The organism is Mycobacterium ahvazicum, from assembly GCF_900176255.2.
Classification (GTDB): domain Bacteria; phylum Actinomycetota; class Actinomycetes; order Mycobacteriales; family Mycobacteriaceae; genus Mycobacterium; species Mycobacterium ahvazicum.
The window spans coordinates 1,314,122-1,333,104 of the sequence record NZ_FXEG02000003.1 but is presented as its reverse complement, the minus strand read 5'-3'; the positions used below and the strand labels follow the sequence as shown (position 1 = coordinate 1,333,104).

The following is an 18,983-nucleotide window of genomic DNA, read 5'->3' as shown; positions in this document are numbered from 1 at the left end:
CGGGCGCTTACACGCGGGCCTGTCGCGGTTCCTAGAATTGACCGGTGACCGCCAGCCCCCGCTCCGCCGCCGACCTGCCCAAGTCGTGGGATCCCGGCGCGCTGGAGTCGGCGATCTACCAGAAATGGGTTGACGCCGGTTACTTCAAGGCGGACCCGACCAGTTCCAAGCCCGGGTACTCGATTGTGCTGCCGCCGCCGAACGTCACGGGCAGCCTGCACATGGGCCACGCGCTGGAACACACGATGATGGACGCCCTGACCCGCCGCAAGCGCATGCAGGGATACGAGGTGTTGTGGCAGCCGGGAATGGACCACGCCGGCATCGCGACGCAGAGCGTCGTCGAAAAGCAGCTCGCGGTGGACGGCAAGACCAAAGAGGACTTCGGCCGCGAGCTCTTCGTCGACAAGGTCTGGGATTGGAAGCGCGAGTCCGGCGGCGCCATCGGCGGCCAGATGCGCCGCCTCGGCGACGGGGTCGACTGGGACCGCGACCGGTTCACGATGGACGAGGGCCTGTCCCGCGCGGTCCGGGCCATATTCAAACGGCTCTACGACGCGGGGCTGATCTATCAGGCCGAACGACTGGTCAACTGGTCGCCGGTGCTCCAGACGGCGATCTCCGATATCGAGGTCGACTATCAGGAGGTCGAAGGCGAACTGGTGTCGTTCCGGTACGGGTCGCTCGACGACTCGCAGCCGCACATCGTGGTGGCCACCACCCGGGTCGAGACGATGCTCGGTGACACGGCGGTCGCGGTGCATCCCGACGACGAGCGCTACCGTCACCTGGTCGGCACCACGCTGCCGCACCCATTCCTCGATCGGCAGCTGATCATCGTCGCCGACGAGCACGTGGACCCCGAATTCGGCACCGGCGCAGTCAAAGTCACGCCTGCGCACGACCCGAACGACTTCGAGATCGGGTTGCGGCACGAGTTGCCGATGATCTCGATCCTCGACACCAAGGGCCGGATCGCGGCTACCGGAACACAATTCGACGGCATGGACCGCTTCGAAGCTCGTGTCGCCGTTCGTGAGGCGCTGGCCGCGCAGGGCCGGGTGGTCGCGGAGAAGCGTCCCTACCTGCACAGCGTTGGGCACTCGGAGCGCAGTGGCGAACCGATCGAGCCCCGGCTGTCGCTGCAGTGGTGGGTCAGGGTGGAGTCGCTGGCCAAGGCCGCCGGCGACGCGGTGCGCAACGGGGACACCGTGATTCACCCGGCCAGCCTGGAACCGCGCTGGTTCGGTTGGGTTGACGACATGCACGACTGGTGCATCTCGCGACAGCTGTGGTGGGGCCACCGCATCCCGATCTGGTACGGGCCCGACGGCGAACAGGTCTGCGTCGGCCCGGACGAGACCCCGCCGGAGGGCTGGACTCAAGACCCCGACGTGCTGGACACCTGGTTTTCGTCGGCGCTCTGGCCGTTCTCCACGCTGGGCTGGCCGGATAAGACTCCGGAACTGGAAAAGTTCTATCCGACAAGTGTTTTGGTGACCGGATATGACATCCTGTTTTTCTGGGTGGCGCGGATGATGATGTTCGGCACCTTTGTCGGCGCCGACGACGCGATCACGCTCGGCGGTTCCCGCGGACGGCAGGTGCCGTTCACCGACGTCTTCCTGCACGGGCTGATCCGCGACGAGTTCGGCCGAAAGATGAGCAAGTCCAAGGGAAACGTGATCGACCCGCTGGACTGGCTGGAGATGTTCGGGGCCGATGCGCTGCGGTTCACCCTCGCCCGCGGCGCCAGTCCCGGCGGCGACCTGTCCGTCGGCGAGGATGCCGTCCGCGCGTCGCGCAACTTCGTCACCAAGCTGTTCAATGCCACCCGCTTCGCGTTGCTCAACGGCGTGGCATGGCGCCCTGAAAAGACACTGCCGCCGGTCGCAGAGCTGACCGACGCCGACCGATGGATCCTGGGGCGGTTGGAAGGGGTTCGCGCCGAGGTGGATTCGGCGTTCGACAGCTACGAGTTCAGCCGGGCCTGCGAGGCGCTCTACCACTTCGCGTGGGACGAATTCTGTGACTGGTATGTCGAAGTGGCGAAGGTGCAGCTCGCCGACGGGCTCACCCACACCACCGCGGTGCTGGCCGCGGCCCTCGATACGCTGCTGCGGTTGCTGCACCCGGTCATCCCTTTTGTAACCGAGGAGCTATGGCAGGCGTTGACCGGTGAGGAGTCCCTGGTCATCGCCGAGTGGCCGAAGCCCTCCGGTATCAGCCTGAATTCCGTTGCGGTGCAGCGTGTCAGCGATATGCAGCGGTTGGTCACCGAGGTTCGCCGGTTCCGCAGCGACCAGGGTCTGGCCGACCGGCAGAAGGTGCCGGCCCGGCTGGCCGGAGTCGAGGACAGCGGTCTGAGCACTCAAGTGTCCGCGGTGACATCGCTGGCGTGGCTCACCGCGCCGGGCGCCGAGTTCAACCCGTCGGCATCGGTGGAAGTTCGGCTGAACGGCGGCACCGTCGTCGTCGAACTCGACACGTCGGGCACCATTGACGTCGCCGCCGAGCGCCGCCGCCTGGAAAAGGACTTGGCCGCAGCGCAGAAGGAATTGGCCTCCACTGCAGCAAAATTGGGTAACACTGACTTCCTGGCCAAGGCGCCGGAACAAGTCGTCACCAAGATCCGCGATCGTCAGCGGGTTGCCCAAGAGGAAACCGAACGCATCAACACCCGGCTGGCCGGGCTGCAATGACCGACGAGCCCGACTGGCTCGACGAACCTGGGGCCACCAGCTCTGCTCCGGCGCCGGATGCCGCTCCGACGCCGGACGAGATCGCGTCCCTGTTACAGGTCGAGCACCTGCTGGACCAGCGTTGGCCCGAGACGAAAATCGAACCGAGCCTGACCCGTATCAGCGCCCTGATGGATCTGCTCGGCTCGCCGCAGCTCGGTTATCCGTCGATCCACGTCGCGGGGACCAACGGAAAGACGTCGGTGGTGCGCATCATCGACGCGCTGCTGACCGCGCTGCACCGGCGCACCGGCCGCACCACCAGCCCGCATCTGCAGTCGGCGATCGAGCGCATCGCGATCGACGGAAAGCCGATCAGCCCAGCGCAATACGTGGCGACCTACCGCGAGATCGAGCCGTTCGTCCAGATGATCGACGCGCAGTCGCAGGCCGCGGGTGGTCCGGCGATGAGCAAGTTCGAGGTGCTGACGGCGATGTCATTCGCGGCCTTCGCCGATGCGCCCGTCGAGGTCGCCGTGGTCGAGGTCGGCATGGGTGGGAGCTGGGATGCCACCAACGTGATCAACGCGCCCGTCGCGGTCATCACCCCGGTCGGCATCGACCACGTCGAATACCTCGGTGAGGACATCGCCGGGATCGCGGGCGAGAAGGCGGGCATCATCACCAAGGCTCCAGAAGGTGCGCCCGATACCGTCGCGGTCATCGCCCGCCAAGTGCCGGAGGCGATGGAAGTGATTCTGGCACAGACTGTTTCGGCCGATGCCGCCGTCGCGCGTGAGGACTCGGAGTTCGCGGTGCTGAGCCGTCGGGTCGCAATCGGCGGGCAGGTCCTGGAGCTGCAGGGCCTCGGCGGGGTGTACTCCGACATGTACCTGCCGCTGCACGGCGAGCACCAGGCGCACAACGCGGTGGTGGCTCTGGCGGCGGTCGAGGCCTTCTTCGGCGCCGGGACGCAGCGTCAGCTCGACGTCGAGGCGGTGCGGGCCGGTTTCGCTGCTGTCACCAGTCCGGGCCGGCTGGAGCGCATGCGCAGCGCGCCAACGGCTTTCATCGACGCCGCGCACAATCCCGCCGGAGCGGCCGCGCTAGCGCAGACGCTGGACAGTGAGTTCGACTTTCGCTTCCTGGTCGGGGTCCTGTCCGTGATGGCCGACAAGGACGTCGACGGCATCCTGGCCGCGCTGGAGCCGGCGTTCGATGCCGTCGTCGTGACCCACAACGGGTCGCCGCGGGCACTGGATGTCGAGGCGCTGTCGCTGGCCGCCCAGCAGCGGTTCGGGCCCGACCGGGTGTTGACCGCCGAAAACCTTCGTGACGCGATCGACGTCGCGACCGCGCTGGTCGACGACGCCGCCGCCGAGGGCGAGGCGGAAGAGTTTTCCGGCACCGGGATGGTGATCACCGGCTCGGTGTTCACCGCTGGGGCGGCGCGTACCTTGTTTGGTCGTGACCCCGAATGACCGATAGCGAGCAGAGTCCGCCGCCGGCCGACCCCTGGAAGAGCTTCCGGGGCGTGATGGCCGCGACGCTGATCCTGGAGGCGATCGTGGTGTTGTTGGCGATCCCGGTGGTCGGCGCGGTCGGCGGCGGACTGACCTCGGTGTCCCTGGGCTATCTGGTCAGCGTGGCCGGGTTGCTCATCGTGCTGTCCGGAGTGCAGGGCAGGTCCTGGGCGATCTGGGTGAACCTGAGCGTGCAGCTCGTCGTCCTCGCCGGGTTCGCGGTGTACTCCGGCATCGGATTCATCGGCGTGTTGTTCACCGGGCTGTGGCTGCTGATCGCGTACTTCCGCGCCGAGGTCCGCCGGCGTCAGCGGCAAACACCGCCGGGCTGAGTCGCGATTCTTTCTGTACGCTGACCGCCGTGACGGAACGGACCCTGGTACTGATCAAGCCCGATGGCGTCGAACGGCGGCTGATCGGCGAGATCATCAGCCGCATCGAGCGCAAGGGCCTCGCGATCGCGGCGCTTGAGCTGCGCAGCGTCAGCAAAGAACTGGCCACGCAGCACTACGCCGAGCACGACGGCAAGCCGTTCTTCGACTCGCTACTCGACTTCATCACGTCGGGACCAGTCGTGGCGGCGATCGTCGAGGGACCGCGCGCCATCGCGGCGTTTCGGCAGCTCGCGGGGGGTACCGACCCGGTGGAGAAGGCCGTCCCCGGCTCCATCCGCGGCGATTTCGGGCTGGAAACGCAGCTGAATCTGGTGCACGGATCCGACTCGGTCGATTCAGCCAAGCGCGAAATCGCGCTATGGTTTCCCGGCGCTTAGGCCCTTAGACCCACGCCCCGTCGCCGGGGTTCCAGGTCAGGCTCGTTTGGGCCAGCGGCGTGATGTGGGATACTGACTGCGGGTGAACGTCGCCGGACCGGCGTCAGACACCCGAATGAAGACTTAGACAAGCGCGACCATTGCCAGCTCGCGATGTTGCGCCGCATGTCAGGCCGACATTCAGCACGGCGCCGAGTGGGTTCAAGCCAAGTCGCTCGGGGCAAGACCATCACAAGTCCGGGAGAAGTGACCCGGGCACATAGCGAAGCCCTCGCGTGGCCGCGTCGACATGACGCGCCCGGGGGCTTGAGGAGAATACGTGATTGACGGTGACCAAACTTCAGACAGTTCAACTACGCCGGCTCAGGAGGACCTGCCGGACCGTCTGAGAGTCCACTCCCTGGCGCGAGCGCTGGGTACCACCAGCAAGCGGGTGGTCGACGCGCTCAGCGCGCTGGACGGACGCATCCGCAGCGCGCATTCCGGCGTCGACTATGAGGACGCGATTCGGGTGCGCGATCTGCTGTCGCCGCGGCCACCGGAGAACTTCGTGGCCTTCAGCAGCGCCGAGGTCAGCTCGCCCGGGGCATCCGAGTCCCGGGTGGCGGTCGAGAACGCGATCGACCGCCCCGCCTACATGCCGCTGTTCGTCGCGCCACAGCCCGTCGCAACCGACGTTCAACGCCGGGCCGACGACAGCGCCGACACCGACACCGACGATTCCGATGACGGTGACGACGATGACGAGGAACAGGCCGATCGGCCGGCTAACCGGCGGCGGCGCCGGGGCCGGCGGGGTCGCGGCCGTGGCCGTGGCGAACAGGGCGGTCCCGACCCGGACGACGACGGCGACGGCGATCAGCGCGGCCAGAGATCCGCTGACTCCGACGACTCGGACGACTCCGACGACGACTCGGACGACTCCGACGACGACAACGGCGCCGATGACGGTTCGCCGGACGGCGCCAACCGGCGTCGTCGCAGGCGTCGTCGTCGTAAGTCGGGTTCGGGTGACGACAACGACGACAGCGCCGCACCGGACGATCCGCCGAACACCGTGGTGCACGAGCGAGCGCCGCGCGGCAAGGGCGGCTCCTCCGATGACAGCAGGGGCAACAACGCCTCGAGCAACGCCGAGATCAAGGGCATCGACGGGTCGACGCGGCTAGAGGCCAAGCGGCAGCGCCGCCGCGACGGGCGTGACGCCGGACGGCGCCGCCCGCCCGTACTCACCGAGGCCGAATTCCTGGCGCGCCGCGAGGCCGTCGAACGGGTCATGGTGGTGCGCGACCGGGTCCGCACCGAGCCGCCGCACCCGGGTGCGCGCTACACGCAGATCGCCGTGCTCGAAGACGGCATCGTCGTCGAGCATTTCGTGACGTCGGCGGCATCGGCGTCACTGGTCGGCAACATCTACCTCGGCATCGTGCAGAACGTGCTGCCCTCGATGGAGGCGGCCTTCGTCGACATCGGTCGCGGCCGCAACGGCGTGCTGTACGCCGGCGAGGTCAACTGGGAGGCCGCGGGGCTGGGCGGGTCGGAGCGCAAGATCGAAAAGGCGCTCAAGCCAGGCGATTACGTTGTCGTTCAGGTCAGCAAGGACCCGGTCGGACACAAGGGTGCCCGGTTGACCACCCAGGTCTCGCTGGCCGGCCGCTACCTGGTTTATGTGCCGGGCGCGTCGTCGACCGGGATCAGCCGCAAGCTGCCCGACACCGAGCGCCAGCGGCTCAAGGAGATCCTGCGTGAGGTGGTGCCGTCCAACGCCGGAGTGATCATCCGGACCGCGTCCGAGGGTGTCAAAGAAGGAGACATCCGCGACGATGTCACCCGCCTGCAGGAGCGGTGGGAGCAGATCGAGGCCAAGGCGGGCGAGACCAAAGAGAAGGCCGCCGGCGGGGCGGTCGCGCTCTACGAAGAGCCTGACGTGCTGGTCAAGGTCATCCGGGACTTGTTCAACGAGGATTTCGCCGGTCTCATCGTCTCCGGCGACGAGGCGTGGAGCACCATCAACGACTACGTGAATTCCGTTGCCCCCGATCTGGTTTCGAAGCTGACGAAATACGATGCCCCGCCCGTTGCGGAAGGGCAGCCCGGGCCGGACGTGTTCGCGGTGCACCGCATCGACGAGCAGCTGACCAAGGCGATGGAACGCAAGGTGTGGCTGCCTTCGGGTGGCACCCTGGTCATCGACCGGACCGAGGCCATGACGGTGGTCGACGTCAACACCGGCAAGTTCACCGGATCCGGCGGCAACCTCGAGCAGACGGTCACCAAGAACAACCTCGAAGCGGCCGAGGAGATCGTGCGTCAGCTGCGGCTGCGGGACATCGGCGGCATCGTGGTCATCGACTTCATCGACATGGTGCTCGAGTCCAATCGCGACCTGGTGCTGCGCCGGCTCACCGAGTCGCTGGCCCGGGACCGCACCCGCCACCAGGTGTCCGAGGTGACATCGCTGGGCCTGGTGCAGTTGACCCGCAAGCGACTGGGAACCGGTCTGATCGAGGCATTTTCGACGTCGTGCCCGAACTGCGGCGGACGCGGGATTCTGCTGCACGCCGACCCGGTCGACTCGGCCCCGTCGAACGGGCGCAAGTCCGAGTCGGGCGGCGGCCGTCGCGGCAAGCGATCGAAGAAGAATCGATCCGAAGAGCCCGCCGATCAGCCCGCCGTCGCCAAGGTGCCCGTGCATGCGCCGGGCGAGCATCCGATGTTCAAGGCGATGGCCACTCGCGACAACGGTGACGCCGAGGAAGCCGGCGAGGACGTCACCGAGATCGACGAGCAGACCCAGGTGGAGGGTCCCGCCGACCTGGAGGACACCGACTCCGATGCCTTCGAGGACGACGACACCGATCAGGACACCGACGACGTCGACGAGGAGGACGCGGTCGACGAGGATCTCGACGACGAGGATCTCGACGATGACGACGAGGATCTCGACGACGACGAGGATCTCGACGATGACGACGAAGACCTTGACGACGAGGACGAGGATCTCGACGACGACGAGGATTCCGACGACGAAAACGGTTCGGCGAACGGGTCCGAGAGCGACCCGGGCTTTGGACGTCCGCGTCGCCGGCGCGCCGCGGGCAGGCCGGCAGGTCCGCCCATTCACGCGGACTGAACCGTCACGCGGCGGCGGGAACATCGTGCCGAGCAGCGCTTTGGCCGGCCTCCCGTGCCGTGTGGAGTTAGCTAGAAGCTAAGATATGCCTGAACAAAGCGATTTGCCCGGTTGCCAAGCCGGCCTCGGGAACGCGGGTAGCCTGCTGCGGCTCGCCCGGGTGCTGGTTTGACCCTGTAGCCGCTGGTCACGTACCCTTGGACAGTTGTCGTCAAGCCGGGCAGCTGACTTCGGCGGACGACAGGCGGGAAGATTCTCCCGCTCCCCAGACCCACCACGCGCGTCGCAGTTGGTACGCGCGCGGAAGACGTGAAGAAGAGGCAGGAGCAACGATGGCGACCTACGCAATCGTCAAGACCGGTGGCAAGCAGTACAAGGTTGCCGTCGGTGACGTGGTCAAGGTCGAGAAGCTCGAATCCGACCCCGGCGCCCAGGTGTCGCTGCCGGTGGCGCTGGTGGTTGACGGTGCGACCGTCACTTCCGACGCTGCCGCGCTGGCCAAGGTAGCCGTGACCGGCGAGGTGCTCGAGCACACCAAGGGCCCGAAGATCCGTATCCACAAGTTCAAGAACAAGACCGGATACCACAAGCGTCAGGGTCACCGTCAGCAGCTGACGGTCCTGAAGGTCACCGGAATCAAATAGCGGGAGGCGACAGACATGGCACACAAAAAGGGCGCTTCCAGCTCGCGCAACGGTCGCGACTCCGCCGCTCAGCGGCTTGGCGTCAAGCGATTCGGCGGCCAGATCGTCAAGGCCGGCGAGATCATCGTCCGCCAGCGTGGCACCCACTTCCACCCCGGCGTCAACGTCGGCCGTGGCGGCGACGACACGCTGTTCGCGACGGCGGCCGGTGCGGTCGAGTTCGGCAAGAAGCGCGGCCGCAAGACCGTCAACATCGTCGCGGCCGGGCAGACCACCGACTGAGGTCGTCGCGCCCGTGCATGCGGGTAGCTGAGAGGACCCCCGATGCCTCGGTTTGTCGATCGAGTCGTCATCCACGCCCGAGCTGGCTCCGGCGGTAACGGCTGCGCCTCGGTTCATCGCGAGAAGTTCAAGCCGCTCGGCGGTCCCGACGGCGGCAATGGCGGCCGCGGCGGCAGCATCGTCTTCGTCGTCGATCCCGCCGTACACACGCTGCTGGACTACCATTTCCGTCCGCACGTCACCGCTCCCAACGGCAAGCAGGGGGCGGGCAGCAACCGCGACGGCGCGGCCGGTGCAGACCTGGAAGTCAAGGTGCCCGACGGCACTGTCGTGCTGGACGAAAACGGTCGGCTCCTCGCCGATCTGGTCGGTGCGGGCACCCGATTCGAAGCGGCCGCCGGCGGCCGTGGCGGCCTGGGCAATGCGGCGCTGGCGTCGCGGGCGCGCAAGGCGCCCGGCTTCGCGCTGCTCGGTGAGCCCGGCCAGGCGCGCGACCTCACCCTCGAGCTCAAGTCCGTGGCCGATGCCGGCTTGATCGGCTTTCCGTCGGCGGGCAAGTCGTCGCTGGTATCGGTGATCTCGGCGGCCAAACCCAAGGTCGCCGATTATCCGTTCACCACGCTGGTCCCCAATCTCGGCGTCGTCTCGGCTGGCGAGCAGTCGTTCACCGTCGCCGACGTGCCCGGCTTGATCCCGGGCGCCTCGCAAGGGCGGGGCCTGGGGCTGGATTTCCTGCGCCACATCGAGCGATGCGCGGTGCTGGTGCATGTCGTCGACTGCGCCACTGCCGAGCCCGGCCGCGACCCGATCTCCGACATCGATGCGCTGGAAGCCGAACTTGCCGCCTATACCCCGACCCTGCAAGGCGATGCGGCGCTGGTCGACCTGGCCGAGCGGCCGCGGGCGGTGGTACTCAACAAGATTGACGTACCCGAGGCGCGTGAGCTCGCCGAGTTCGTCCGCGACGAGATCGCCGAGCGCGGTTGGCCGGTGTTCCTGGTATCGACGGCAACCCGGGAAGGGGTGCAGCCGTTGATCTTTGGGCTGCAGAAGATGATCTCGGAGTACAACGCCTCGCGCCCGGCGCCGGTAGCGCGACGCCCGGTGATCCGCCCGGTGCCCGTCGACGACAGCGGTTTCACCGTCGAGTCCGACGGCGAGGGCGGCTTCGTGGTCACCGGGGCCCGGCCCGAGCGCTGGATCGGCCAGACCAATTTCGACAACGACGAAGCGGTGGGCTATCTGGCCGATCGCCTCGCGCGCCTCGGTGTCGAGGAGGAGCTGTTGCGGTTGGGCGCCCAGCCCGGCTGTGCGGTGACCATCGGCGATATGACATTCGACTGGGAGCCGCAAACCCCAGCGGGCCAACAGGTTCCGCTGACCGGCCGCGGCACCGACGCACGGCTGGAACGCACCGAGCGCATCGGCGCCGACGAGCGCAAGGCCGCCCGGCGCCGGCGGCGCGAACGCGGTGACGAGCTGTGAGTCATCGCGAAGCCGTCCGCACCGCTCGCAGTCTGGTCGTCAAGATTGGGACCAACGCGCTGACCACACCGTCCGGGGTGTTCGACGGGGGTCGGCTGGCCGGCCTGGCCGATGCGATCGAGGCCCGCATGAAAGCCGGCACCGACGTCGTCATCGTGTCCTCGGGTGCCATCGCCGCCGGGATCGAGCCGCTCGGATTATCCCGTCGTCCAAAGGATTTGGCGACCAAGCAGGCTGCGGCCAGCGTGGGTCAGGTCGCGCTGGTGAACGCGTGGAGTGCCGCGTTCGCCCGTTACGGGCGTACGGTCGGGCAGGTACTGCTGACCGCACACGACATTTCGATGCGGGCCCAGCACACCAACGCCCAGCGCACCCTGGACCGGTTGCGCGCGCTGCATGCGGTGGCGATCGTCAACGAAAACGATACGGTGGCCACCAACGAAATCCGGTTCGGCGACAACGACCGCCTGTCGGCACTGGTGGCCCATCTGGTGGGTGCCGAGGCGCTGGTGCTGCTCTCCGACATCGACGGCCTCTACGAGGCTGATCCGCGAAAGACCAACGGGGCCCGCTTCATTCCCGAGGTGGCCGGAACGTCGGACCTAGTCGGTGTGGTGGCCGGTCCGGGCAGCGCGTTGGGCACCGGCGGCATGGCGTCGAAGATGTCCTCGGCGCTGCTGGCCGCCGACGCCGGGGTGCCGGTGCTGCTGGCCGCGGCGTCGGATGCCGCGACGGCGCTCACCGACGCCTCGTCGGGTACGGTGTTCGCCGCCCGGCCCGCGCGGATGTCGGCCCGGCGGTTCTGGGTGCGATATGCCGCCGAGTCCACCGGCTCGCTCAACCTCGATGCGGGCGCGGTGCGCGCGGTGGTGCAGCAACGCCGCTCCCTGTTGGCCGCCGGCATCACCGCCGTGACGGGCCGGTTCTACGCAGGCGACGTTGTCGAATTGCACGGACCGGACGCGACCATGGTGGCCCGCGGCGTGGTCGCCTACGACGCGGCCGAGCTGGCGACCATGATGGGCCGGTCGACCTCGGAGCTGCCCGACGAGCTGCGCCGGCCCGCGGTGCATGCCGACGACCTGGTTGCCGTCTGACGGATCAGCCAGCCGACAGCGGCTTGAGATACAAAGTGGCCCAGATAATTTCGGACAACGTCGTGGCCAGCTCGGCGTCATAGGAGCCCGGCGCGCCGGGCAGATTCTGCTGGCACGCCCGCTCGGCCATCCAAGTCAGAGCGCTGGCCGTGGTGGCTGCGGATAGCTCCGTGCGAATCGAACCGTCGGCCTGGCCCTCTTCGATCACCCGGGTCAATCGACCGGTGATTGCGGTCAACAGATTGCGGTAGGTTGCCCCGACCACCGGGTCATAGCCCGACATTTCGTTCAGCGCGACGAGCACCGGCTGATGGCGCCGATAGCTGGCCACCAGGCTTGTCATGGCCGCTCGCACGTCGGCCGGATCGTGGCGCCCCGCCACGCTCCACCACTGATTCGCGCTGTCGGCCAGATCGGCGAACACCTGTCCGGCGAGCCGGCGCAGCAGGTGGCCCTTGTCCTCGAAGTAGATGTAGAAGCTCGCGCGCGAGATCCCGGCCTCCGTCGACAGCCGGTCCACGCTCAGCTCGGTGAAACTGGCCCCGCCGCGCATCAGTCGCTCGGTGGCGTCCAGCAGGCGGCGCTCCATCTCCTCTCGCCGCTGCTGGCGCGACTGCTCGCGCTTCGGCTGCGGCTTGCGGGTGACCGAGGGCATTTGCCGAGCATAACCGACATTTCAACATCTTGACTAGACATGATGTCTAGGCATAGTGTTCCAGCAGTTTCACGACCTGATGGAGGACACACGATGGCAGTAATGACCGGGCGGTCCGGCCGCCCACGCGCCTACGACGCGATTGACCTGTCCTCACGCGAGTTCTGGTCGACGACGGCCGCCGACCGCGAGCGCTCGTTTGCGGTGCTGCGGTCCGAGCGGCCGGTGAGCTGGCATCCTCCGGTCGAAGACGCCCTGATGCCGGACCCCGACGACCCCGGCTATTGGGCGGTCACCCGGCGCGCGGACATCGTCACGGTCAGCCGCGACAGCGACGTCTTCCTATCCGGCAAGGGGGTGATGTTCGAAAGCATTCCGGTGGAGCTGCTCGAGGCGTCCCAGTCGTTCCTGGCGATGGACCCACCGCGGCACACCAAGCTGCGCAAACTCGCCCACGCCGCATTCACGCCGCGGCAGGTCCGCCGCATCGAGGAGTCGATCCAGGCGAACGCGAAGGCGATCGTGGAGGAGCTTCGCGACGCCGGCAGCGGTGCGGATTTCGTCGACCTGTGCGCCAAGGAGCTGCCCATCCGCACGCTGTCGGACATGGTCGGCATTCCGGAGTCCGAGCGCGAGCGCATGGCACACGCCACCGACGCGCTGGTGTCGTGGGCCGACCCCGAATTTCTCGATGGGCACCCCGCACTGGAGGTCATCTTCGAACAGCAGATGTACCTGCACCGGGCCGTCGGCACGCTCGCCGCGCAGCGCCGCGAGAAGCCGGGCGAAGACCTGATCAGCAGCCTGGTGCATGCCGAAGTGGACGGCGACCGGCTGACCGACGCTGAGGTGGCCGCGTTCTTTGTGCTGCTCTCGGTGGCGGGTAACGACACCACTCGTCAGACCATGAGCCACGCCATGAAAGCGCTCACTGATTTCCCGGCCCAAAGGGCTTGGCTGCTAGCCGATTACGAGGACAGGATCGGCGTGGCGGTCGAGGAGTTCGTCCGCTGGGCGACACCGGTTATGACGTTTCGTCGGACGGCGGCAACCGATTTCGAACTGGGCGGCCAGAGAATCGCCGCGGGTGAGAAAGTGGTGATGTTCTATTCGTCGGGTAACTGGGACACCGATGCCTTCGCGCATCCGGATCGCTTCGACCTGAGCCGCAGTCCCAATCCCCATGTCGGATTCGGGGGCGGCGGACTGCATTTCTGCCTCGGTGCCCACGTGGCGCGCGCGCAACTGCGCGCCTTCTTCGGTGAGTTGCTGAGTCAGCTGCCCGACATTCAGGCAAGCGAGGCGACGTACGTGGCGGGCAATTTCGTGCACGCGGTGCGCACCCTGCCCTGCACGTTTTAGTGCAAGGCCAGCGGCGCCGGCGCACCTCCCAGTTCCGAGGCGAGTAGCACCAACAGCTCCGAGCATCCGGTGTCGAGTTTGACGGTGGCCAGTTCGTCACCGCGGGTGGGTCCGCGGTTGACGATGGCGACCGGAATGGCTCGTGCGGCAGCGTGCCGCACGAATCGGTAGCCGGAGAATACGGTCAGCGACGATCCCGCGACCAGCAGCGCGTCGGACTCGTCGAGCAGCGAAAAGGCTTGCGTCACAGTATCTTTAGGGACGCTCTCACCGAAATAGACGATGTCGGGTTTGAGCATGCCGGTGCAGCGCGGACAGTCCAGATACCGAAATGACGTGGTATCGGCGACGACGGCGTCGGCGTCGGGCGCCACCGCCAGACCGCCGATGGCCTCGGCGCGCTCGATGAATCCCGGGTTGAGTGCCTCGAGTTCGTCGGCCAACGCGGCGCGACTCATGGTGTCCCCGCAGGCCAGGCAGATCACCCGCGCGTAGGTGCCGTGCAGATTGATCACGTTGGCACTGCCGGCCTTGGTGTGCAGCAGATCGACGTTCTGGGTGATCACGCCGGTCACCACCCCGGCCAGCTCCAGCGCGGCCAGTGCCCGATGCCCCGCATTTGGCTGCGTCGCGTCCATGTGCCGCCAGCCCACGTGGTTGCGTGCCCAGTAGCGCTGGCGGAACGCCGGATCCGAGGTGAACTGACGAATCGTCATCGGGTTGCTCGGCGGCGAATCTGGCCCCCGGTAGTCGGGAATGCCCGAGTCGGTGGAAATCCCCGCGCCGGTCAGCACCGCGACCCGGCGTCCAGCCAACAACGCGACCAGTTCCGGAGATTCGGTTCGGCGAGGCACGTATTCGAGAGTACGGGTTCATCGTGCAGCGATGCCGGCGCTAGTGGGGTAGTCGATTACGCATCCCGGCAGTGCGGGTGCGTACCCATACTTGACGCCTCGGCACGGAAAGGCGGGATCATGTCCGAATCCCAGTCCCCGCGGGTGGAAACCTGCGACCTCTGCATCATCGGGGCCGGCATCGCCGGGCTGAACGCTCTGTTCGCGGCCAGCCGGTACCTGTCGCGGGACCAGAAGGTGATCCTGATCGATCGTCGGCCGCGTCCGGGCGGCATGTGGGTCGATGTGTACTCGTATGTGCGCCTGCATCAACCGCATCCGATGTTCACCGCGGGCAATATCGAGTGGACCCTCGACCAGGATCGCGCCCACTTGGCGACCAAAAGGGAGGTGCTCGACCACCTTCGCTATTGCGTTGACGTGATAGCCGAACGCGTGCCGGTCGACGAGTACTTCGGCTGGGAATTCGAGTCTCACGACGAAGTGAACGGAGTCGTGCGGGCCACTTGCCGGGCTGCGGACGGCCGGATGCTCGTCGTGGAGGCCAAGCGATTGATCAAGGCATTCGGTCTGGCGGTCACGCCGAACGAGCCTCTGGACATCTCCAGCAAACGGGTCCATTCGGTGTCGCCTGACTATTGCGACATCCGGTCGGGCGACATCAGGGAAAGCCGTGCGCCGGTGTGGATCATTGGTGGCGGGAAAACCGCGATGGACACCGCGCACGCACTGATTACGGCCTACCCCGGTCGCCAGGTGAATCTGGTCGCGGGCCGAGGAACATTCTTCTCCAGCCGCGACAGGCTGTTACCCAGTGGCCCCCGGAGGTGGTGGACGGGCACCGTGCCGAGCACCCTGGCCGCACAGCTGAGTCGCCGGTTCGACGGCACCAACGAATCGGAGGTCCAGGATTGGTACCGCGCGACCCACGGCACGTTCCTGACACCTCAATCGGACAACTTCGTGTTGGGAGTGTTATCGGAGGCGGAGAACGACACGATCTCCGCCGGCCTCAACGATGTCGTCATGGACTATCTCGCAGATGTCGTCGATTGCAACGGCACGACCGAGTTGCTACTCCGAAGCGGATCGACGAAGACGATCGAGCCGGGCAGCTGGGTGGTCAACTGCACGGGCTACGTCAAAGTCACCGATGACTACCCCTACGAACCCTACGTTTCACCCAGCGGCGCAGTCGTTTCGATCAACGTGCGTTCGGCTGTGCTGCATTTGCCCGCATTCATGGGGTACTTCCTGGGGCATCTGCTGTTCTTGGACAAACTCACGCAGATTCCGCTTTATGAACTCGACTGGCGGGGACTGAGGGACAAGGCGCCGATGGCATTTCCGTATGTGCTTTTCGCGCTCGTCCAACACAACCTCAGCCTGATCTACGACAACGTCCCGAGAGCTGTGTTCAGCGAGAACGGTCTTGATTTCGATAAGTGGTATCCGCTACCGCGCCGCCTACCGGGACTGGCACGGTTCGTGCTGACGCATCGCCGCGAACGCGAGCGGCAGCGTCATGTTCTCAACACGGTGCGGGAGCGATTCGATATCCGTTGCGGACCAATCACTGAGCAGCGGACACTGCGCGCCAAAACGTACCAGTGACAGCGGCCGAATGTGTTGGCGTGTCGAATATTTCGTGGTCCCGTTCATGGGATCAGGATGTAGGTCATTCCCGGTGCCTGTGCGACGCTGCGCGTGTCGAACTGGTGGAAACCCGTGGTTCGGAATCCGTTGGCCGCGGTGGCCCCGTAACCCATGTTCATTTCGGTGATCGTGAGGCGATTGCCGTCGACAGCGTCGACCCAGGCGACGTGTCCGACGCCGCCGACGAGCGCGCTGCTGAAGACCGCGATCGAGTGGGCCTGCGCATCGTTGCTGACCGTCCAGCCTGCCGCTCGGGCTTGGTTGGCCCAGTCTTCAGCGTTTCCGGTCAGCGCTTTGATGTAGTAGCCGGTATGGGCGTGAATCTGTTCTTGGGCGCCCCACGTGCAGTACCCCTCGTAGTCGCCGCTAAAGGGGTTGTGGTCAATCGTGCGGCCTACGCTTGCTGCCGGGTCTCCGCTGGCCGGTGCCGGGGCCATGGACGCTCCCAGCGACAGGGCGCTGCTGACGGCGACTGCGGCCATGATTCCGGTGCGCTTCATGGGCGTCCTCTCGCCGGCCGGCGAACCGTTACCTTCCTGTTATCGCGGCGAGATCAGAATTCGTTTCACGGCTTCGGCTTCGACCGGTCAGTCGCCGGTGCGTTCGAACTTCACGTTTTCGTCATACGAGCCGGCGCAGCTATCGGTGCCGCTTACCTGCTTGTGGCCGTGTCCGGTCAACAGCGTGATCGGGTCTTGCGGTGGCTGCGGCAAGGGGAATTCCCAATAGAAGTTGGTCGCGTCCCTGGTTTCCGATTTTTCGCAGGTCCGCTTGGTGTCAAGGTTGAAAACCCATTTTCCGTTCGAAAAGTGGTAGACGTCGTACCCGACCTTGCTGACGCAGCGTTCGCCCGTGCGCAAGCAGTCTGTCGCAACGATGGGTTCCCAGGTGCCCGTTTTGTGAATGTCCAGTGGCGTCTGCGTCGCGTGGTAGCGGCCGTGGAATGCGCTGGCCGGGGACCCCACAGGCGCGGGCAGGCCGGCCGGGTCCGGGAGCGTGTTCACATCGACGTCGCCGATCCGGGTGAAGGTGACCGTGCGCTCGGTCTCGCACTCGGGGGGGCCCGTTGCACGGTACTGGCCGGCCACTGTTCCGTCAGGTCGCTGTTGCACGGTGATGACCGTCCAGTATTCGGCGGGGAACTGGCAGCCGTCGAAGCCTGACACGCCTGGTGGCGGCGAGGCCACCGGGTATGCGCCGACCGCATGCCACTGTCCGCCGAAGTCATCGAACACAAACGACGATTGCAGGGTTGGCCCTCCGTTTGCCGTCGCTGTTGCTATGCAGCCCGTTTGGCGGCATACCGAACGGACCGACCACTGCCCGGTTGACGGCGTCCCTCCGTCATCCGGCTTGCCATTGGTGGCCGAAGGGCCGAAGTCGGCGCGGTAGACGCCGGTGAAGGGGCCGGTGTTGGGAACCGCGACCGGCTTCGGGTTGTCGGGTGGCTTGGAGGATCCGAGGTTGGTGAATGCGATGACAAGGACGACCACGACGGCCGCGGTGGCCACCGCCCCGCCCACCATCGCGATCCGCCGGCGTCTCTGGTTGCGTCCGTCCGCAGCGGGTGGCGCCGGCGGCGAGCTGGTGTCGGCCGGTGCACCGAATTGGGTGGGCGCGGTCGAAGACGCGTAAGCGGTGGCCGGCAGGCGGGGATCCGGTGCCAGCATGGTGGCGGGCTGCGCGGCACCGGCCGTCGGCGTGTGGATGCGGTCGGTGACCGCGTCGCGAGCAGCGTTGGCCAGTTCCACCGTGGTCGCATAACGCTGTGCAGGATCTTTGGCCATCCCGGTCGCGATCACGTCGTCGACTTCGGCGGGCACGTCAGGTTGGGTGGTTGAGGGTCGAGGCGGCGGGGTGTTCAGGTGTGCGGTGATCAGGTGCGCCGCCGAGCTACCGGGGAAAGGTGGCTGGCCGGTGAGGGATTCGTAGAGCACACACGCCAACGAGTAGATATCGGCGCGGGCGTCTTCGTGCGCGGTGGCGTCCAGACGCTCGGGTGCGATGTATTGGAAGGTGCCAATTGTGTCGCCGGACTTGGTCATTCGTGTTTCTTCGATCGCGCGGGCGATGCCGAAGTCGATCAGGTAGGCGAAATCGTCGTGGTCCAGCAGGATGTTGGAGGGTTTGATGTCGCGGTGCAGCAGCCCAACCCGGTGGGCCGCTTGCAGGGCATTGGCGACTTGCTCGATGATGCGTACCGCGCGTACCGGATCCAGCGGCCCGTCGGCCAATATGGTCTGCAGATCGCGGCCCTCGATGAGCCGCATGTCGACATAGAGTTGGCCGTCGATTTCGCCGTAGTTGTGAATCGGTATGACGTGCGGGTTGTTCAGCCGGGCAGCGGCGTGGGCTTCCCGGCGGAAACGCTGTTGGAACTCCTCATCGTCGGACAAGAACGCGGGCAAGAGTTTGATCGCGACAATGCGGTCGGTTGCGGTGTCGTGAGCGCGCCACACCTCGCCCATGCCACCGCGGCCCAATAACTCCACCAAGCGGTACCGCCCGAACGGGGTCCCATCCATTTCAGCCTCCCGGCAGCCACGGTCGAGAACACGATAAATCGGGCGACGGCCCCGTACCTAGGAAATGCAATACCCGGGCCTCAGTACTTAAGGCCATTCTCATTTCTCAGGCAGAGAACATTCGGGTGCGCCCGCACGCCTCATCGCGGGCGGAGCATTCGTTCGCTGATTGCGATTCCGTTCAACGCTGCGCAACGATGAAGACATGACGCTGGTCCGTGCAGGCCAGGCCGGCGCGGGCGCCCATAGGCCTGCTTCAGACGATTTGCCACATTGCGTCAGCCGAATACCGTTTCGGCACAACCGAATTGATG

14 protein-coding genes and 1 pseudogene are annotated in these 18,983 nt (G+C 66.4%); 11 read left to right on the top strand and 4 right to left on the bottom strand.

Annotation, left to right across the window (positions count from 1 at the left end; all coding sequences use genetic code 11):
* The first annotated feature begins 44 nt into the window (after nt 1-44).
* The 9 genes and pseudogenes from MAAFP003_RS18855 (at nt 45) to proB (ending at nt 11,617) form a co-directional block, all read left to right on the top strand.
* A complete protein-coding gene (locus MAAFP003_RS18855) occupies nt 45-2,702 on the top strand; it encodes a valine--tRNA ligase (protein WP_096289327.1) in 2,658 nt (885 codons plus the stop codon).
* 27 nt (nt 2,703-2,729) lie between these two features.
* Nucleotides 2,730-4,162: pseudogene (gene folC / locus MAAFP003_RS18850) on the top strand (bifunctional tetrahydrofolate synthase/dihydrofolate synthase).
* Nucleotides 4,159-4,536 (top strand): DUF4233 domain-containing protein, encoded by a 378-nt coding sequence (locus MAAFP003_RS18845; protein WP_096289323.1) that lies wholly within the window; start codon nt 4,159-4,161, stop codon nt 4,534-4,536. Before folC ends, MAAFP003_RS18845 begins: the two are co-directional and overlap by 4 nt.
* A 29-nt stretch (nt 4,537-4,565) precedes the next feature.
* Nucleotides 4,566-4,976, top strand: a complete 411-nt coding sequence (gene ndk, locus MAAFP003_RS18840; protein ID WP_096289321.1) for a nucleoside-diphosphate kinase — start codon at nt 4,566-4,568, stop codon at nt 4,974-4,976.
* A 319-nt stretch (nt 4,977-5,295) separates the two neighbouring features.
* Nucleotides 5,296-8,109: a ribonuclease E gene (gene rne, locus MAAFP003_RS18835; RefSeq protein WP_096289319.1), complete on the top strand. Its 2,814-nt coding sequence runs from the start codon at nt 5,296-5,298 to the stop codon at nt 8,107-8,109.
* A 332-nt stretch (nt 8,110-8,441) separates the two neighbouring features.
* The gene (gene rplU, locus MAAFP003_RS18830; protein ID WP_096289317.1) at nt 8,442-8,753 is read left to right on the top strand and encodes a 50S ribosomal protein L21; all 312 of its coding nucleotides are present in this window, start codon (nt 8,442-8,444) and stop codon (nt 8,751-8,753) included.
* Between the two features lie 15 nt (nt 8,754-8,768).
* Complete coding sequence (gene rpmA, locus MAAFP003_RS18825) at nt 8,769-9,035, top strand: 50S ribosomal protein L27 (RefSeq protein WP_096289315.1); 267 nt, start codon at nt 8,769-8,771, stop codon at nt 9,033-9,035.
* A gap of 42 nt (nt 9,036-9,077) precedes the next feature.
* The gene (obgE, locus tag MAAFP003_RS18820; protein WP_096289313.1) at nt 9,078-10,520 is read left to right on the top strand and encodes a GTPase ObgE; all 1,443 of its coding nucleotides are present in this window, start codon (nt 9,078-9,080) and stop codon (nt 10,518-10,520) included.
* Nucleotides 10,517-11,617, top strand: coding sequence for a glutamate 5-kinase (gene proB, locus MAAFP003_RS18815; protein WP_096289311.1), 1,101 nt, complete (start codon nt 10,517-10,519; stop codon nt 11,615-11,617). Before obgE ends, proB begins: the two co-directional genes overlap by 4 nt.
* Before the next feature lie 4 nt (nt 11,618-11,621).
* On the opposite strand, the gene MAAFP003_RS18810 is transcribed toward proB, so the two are convergent.
* The gene (locus MAAFP003_RS18810) at nt 11,622-12,272 is read right to left on the bottom strand and encodes a TetR/AcrR family transcriptional regulator (protein WP_096289309.1); all 651 of its coding nucleotides are present in this window, start codon (nt 12,270-12,272) and stop codon (nt 11,622-11,624) included.
* 93 nt (nt 12,273-12,365) lie between these two features.
* Here MAAFP003_RS18810 and MAAFP003_RS18805 point away from each other — a divergent pair, with 93 nt between their 5' ends.
* Nucleotides 12,366-13,634 carry a cytochrome P450 gene (locus MAAFP003_RS18805; protein ID WP_096289307.1) on the top strand — a complete coding sequence of 423 codons (1,269 nt, stop codon included), beginning with the start codon at nt 12,366-12,368 and terminating at the stop codon, nt 13,632-13,634.
* On the opposite strand, the gene MAAFP003_RS18800 is transcribed toward MAAFP003_RS18805, so the two are convergent.
* A complete protein-coding gene (locus MAAFP003_RS18800; protein WP_096289305.1) occupies nt 13,631-14,488 on the bottom strand; it encodes an SIR2 family NAD-dependent protein deacylase in 858 nt (285 codons plus the stop codon). The two genes, MAAFP003_RS18805 and MAAFP003_RS18800, sit on opposite strands and share 4 nt — an antisense overlap.
* Before the next feature lie 120 nt (nt 14,489-14,608).
* Here MAAFP003_RS18800 and MAAFP003_RS18795 point away from each other — a divergent pair, with 120 nt between their 5' ends.
* Nucleotides 14,609-16,102, top strand: coding sequence for an FAD-dependent oxidoreductase (locus tag MAAFP003_RS18795; RefSeq protein WP_096289303.1), 1,494 nt, complete (start codon nt 14,609-14,611; stop codon nt 16,100-16,102).
* 44 nt (nt 16,103-16,146) lie between these two features.
* Here MAAFP003_RS18795 and MAAFP003_RS18790 read toward each other — a convergent pair whose 3' ends face one another.
* A complete protein-coding gene (locus tag MAAFP003_RS18790; protein WP_096289301.1) occupies nt 16,147-16,644 on the bottom strand; it encodes a CHAP domain-containing protein in 498 nt (165 codons plus the stop codon).
* A gap of 87 nt (nt 16,645-16,731) precedes the next feature.
* Nucleotides 16,732-18,669, bottom strand: a complete 1,938-nt coding sequence (locus MAAFP003_RS18785; protein WP_096289299.1) for a serine/threonine-protein kinase — start codon at nt 18,667-18,669, stop codon at nt 16,732-16,734.
* Between the last annotated feature and the right edge of the window lie 314 nt (nt 18,670-18,983).

Excerpts from the sequence above, each read along its gene's own strand:
- MAAFP003_RS18845 (WP_096289323.1), top strand. The coding sequence starts at position 4,159 with ATGACCGATAGCGAGCAGAGTCCGCCGCCGGCCGACCCCTGGAAGAGC.
- rplU (WP_096289317.1), top strand. The coding sequence starts at position 8,442 with ATGGCGACCTACGCAATCGTCAAGACCGGTGGCAAGCAGTACAAGGTT.
- rpmA (WP_096289315.1), top strand. The coding sequence starts at position 8,769 with ATGGCACACAAAAAGGGCGCTTCCAGCTCGCGCAACGGTCGCGACTCC.
- obgE (WP_096289313.1), top strand. The coding sequence starts at position 9,078 with ATGCCTCGGTTTGTCGATCGAGTCGTCATCCACGCCCGAGCTGGCTCC.
- MAAFP003_RS18810 (WP_096289309.1), bottom strand. The coding sequence starts at position 12,272 with ATGCCCTCGGTCACCCGCAAGCCGCAGCCGAAGCGCGAGCAGTCGCGC.
- MAAFP003_RS18805 (WP_096289307.1), top strand. The coding sequence starts at position 12,366 with ATGGCAGTAATGACCGGGCGGTCCGGCCGCCCACGCGCCTACGACGCG.
- MAAFP003_RS18795 (WP_096289303.1), top strand. The coding sequence starts at position 14,609 with ATGTCCGAATCCCAGTCCCCGCGGGTGGAAACCTGCGACCTCTGCATC.
- MAAFP003_RS18790 (WP_096289301.1), bottom strand. The coding sequence starts at position 16,644 with ATGAAGCGCACCGGAATCATGGCCGCAGTCGCCGTCAGCAGCGCCCTG.
- MAAFP003_RS18785 (WP_096289299.1), bottom strand. The coding sequence starts at position 18,669 with ATGGATGGGACCCCGTTCGGGCGGTACCGCTTGGTGGAGTTATTGGGC.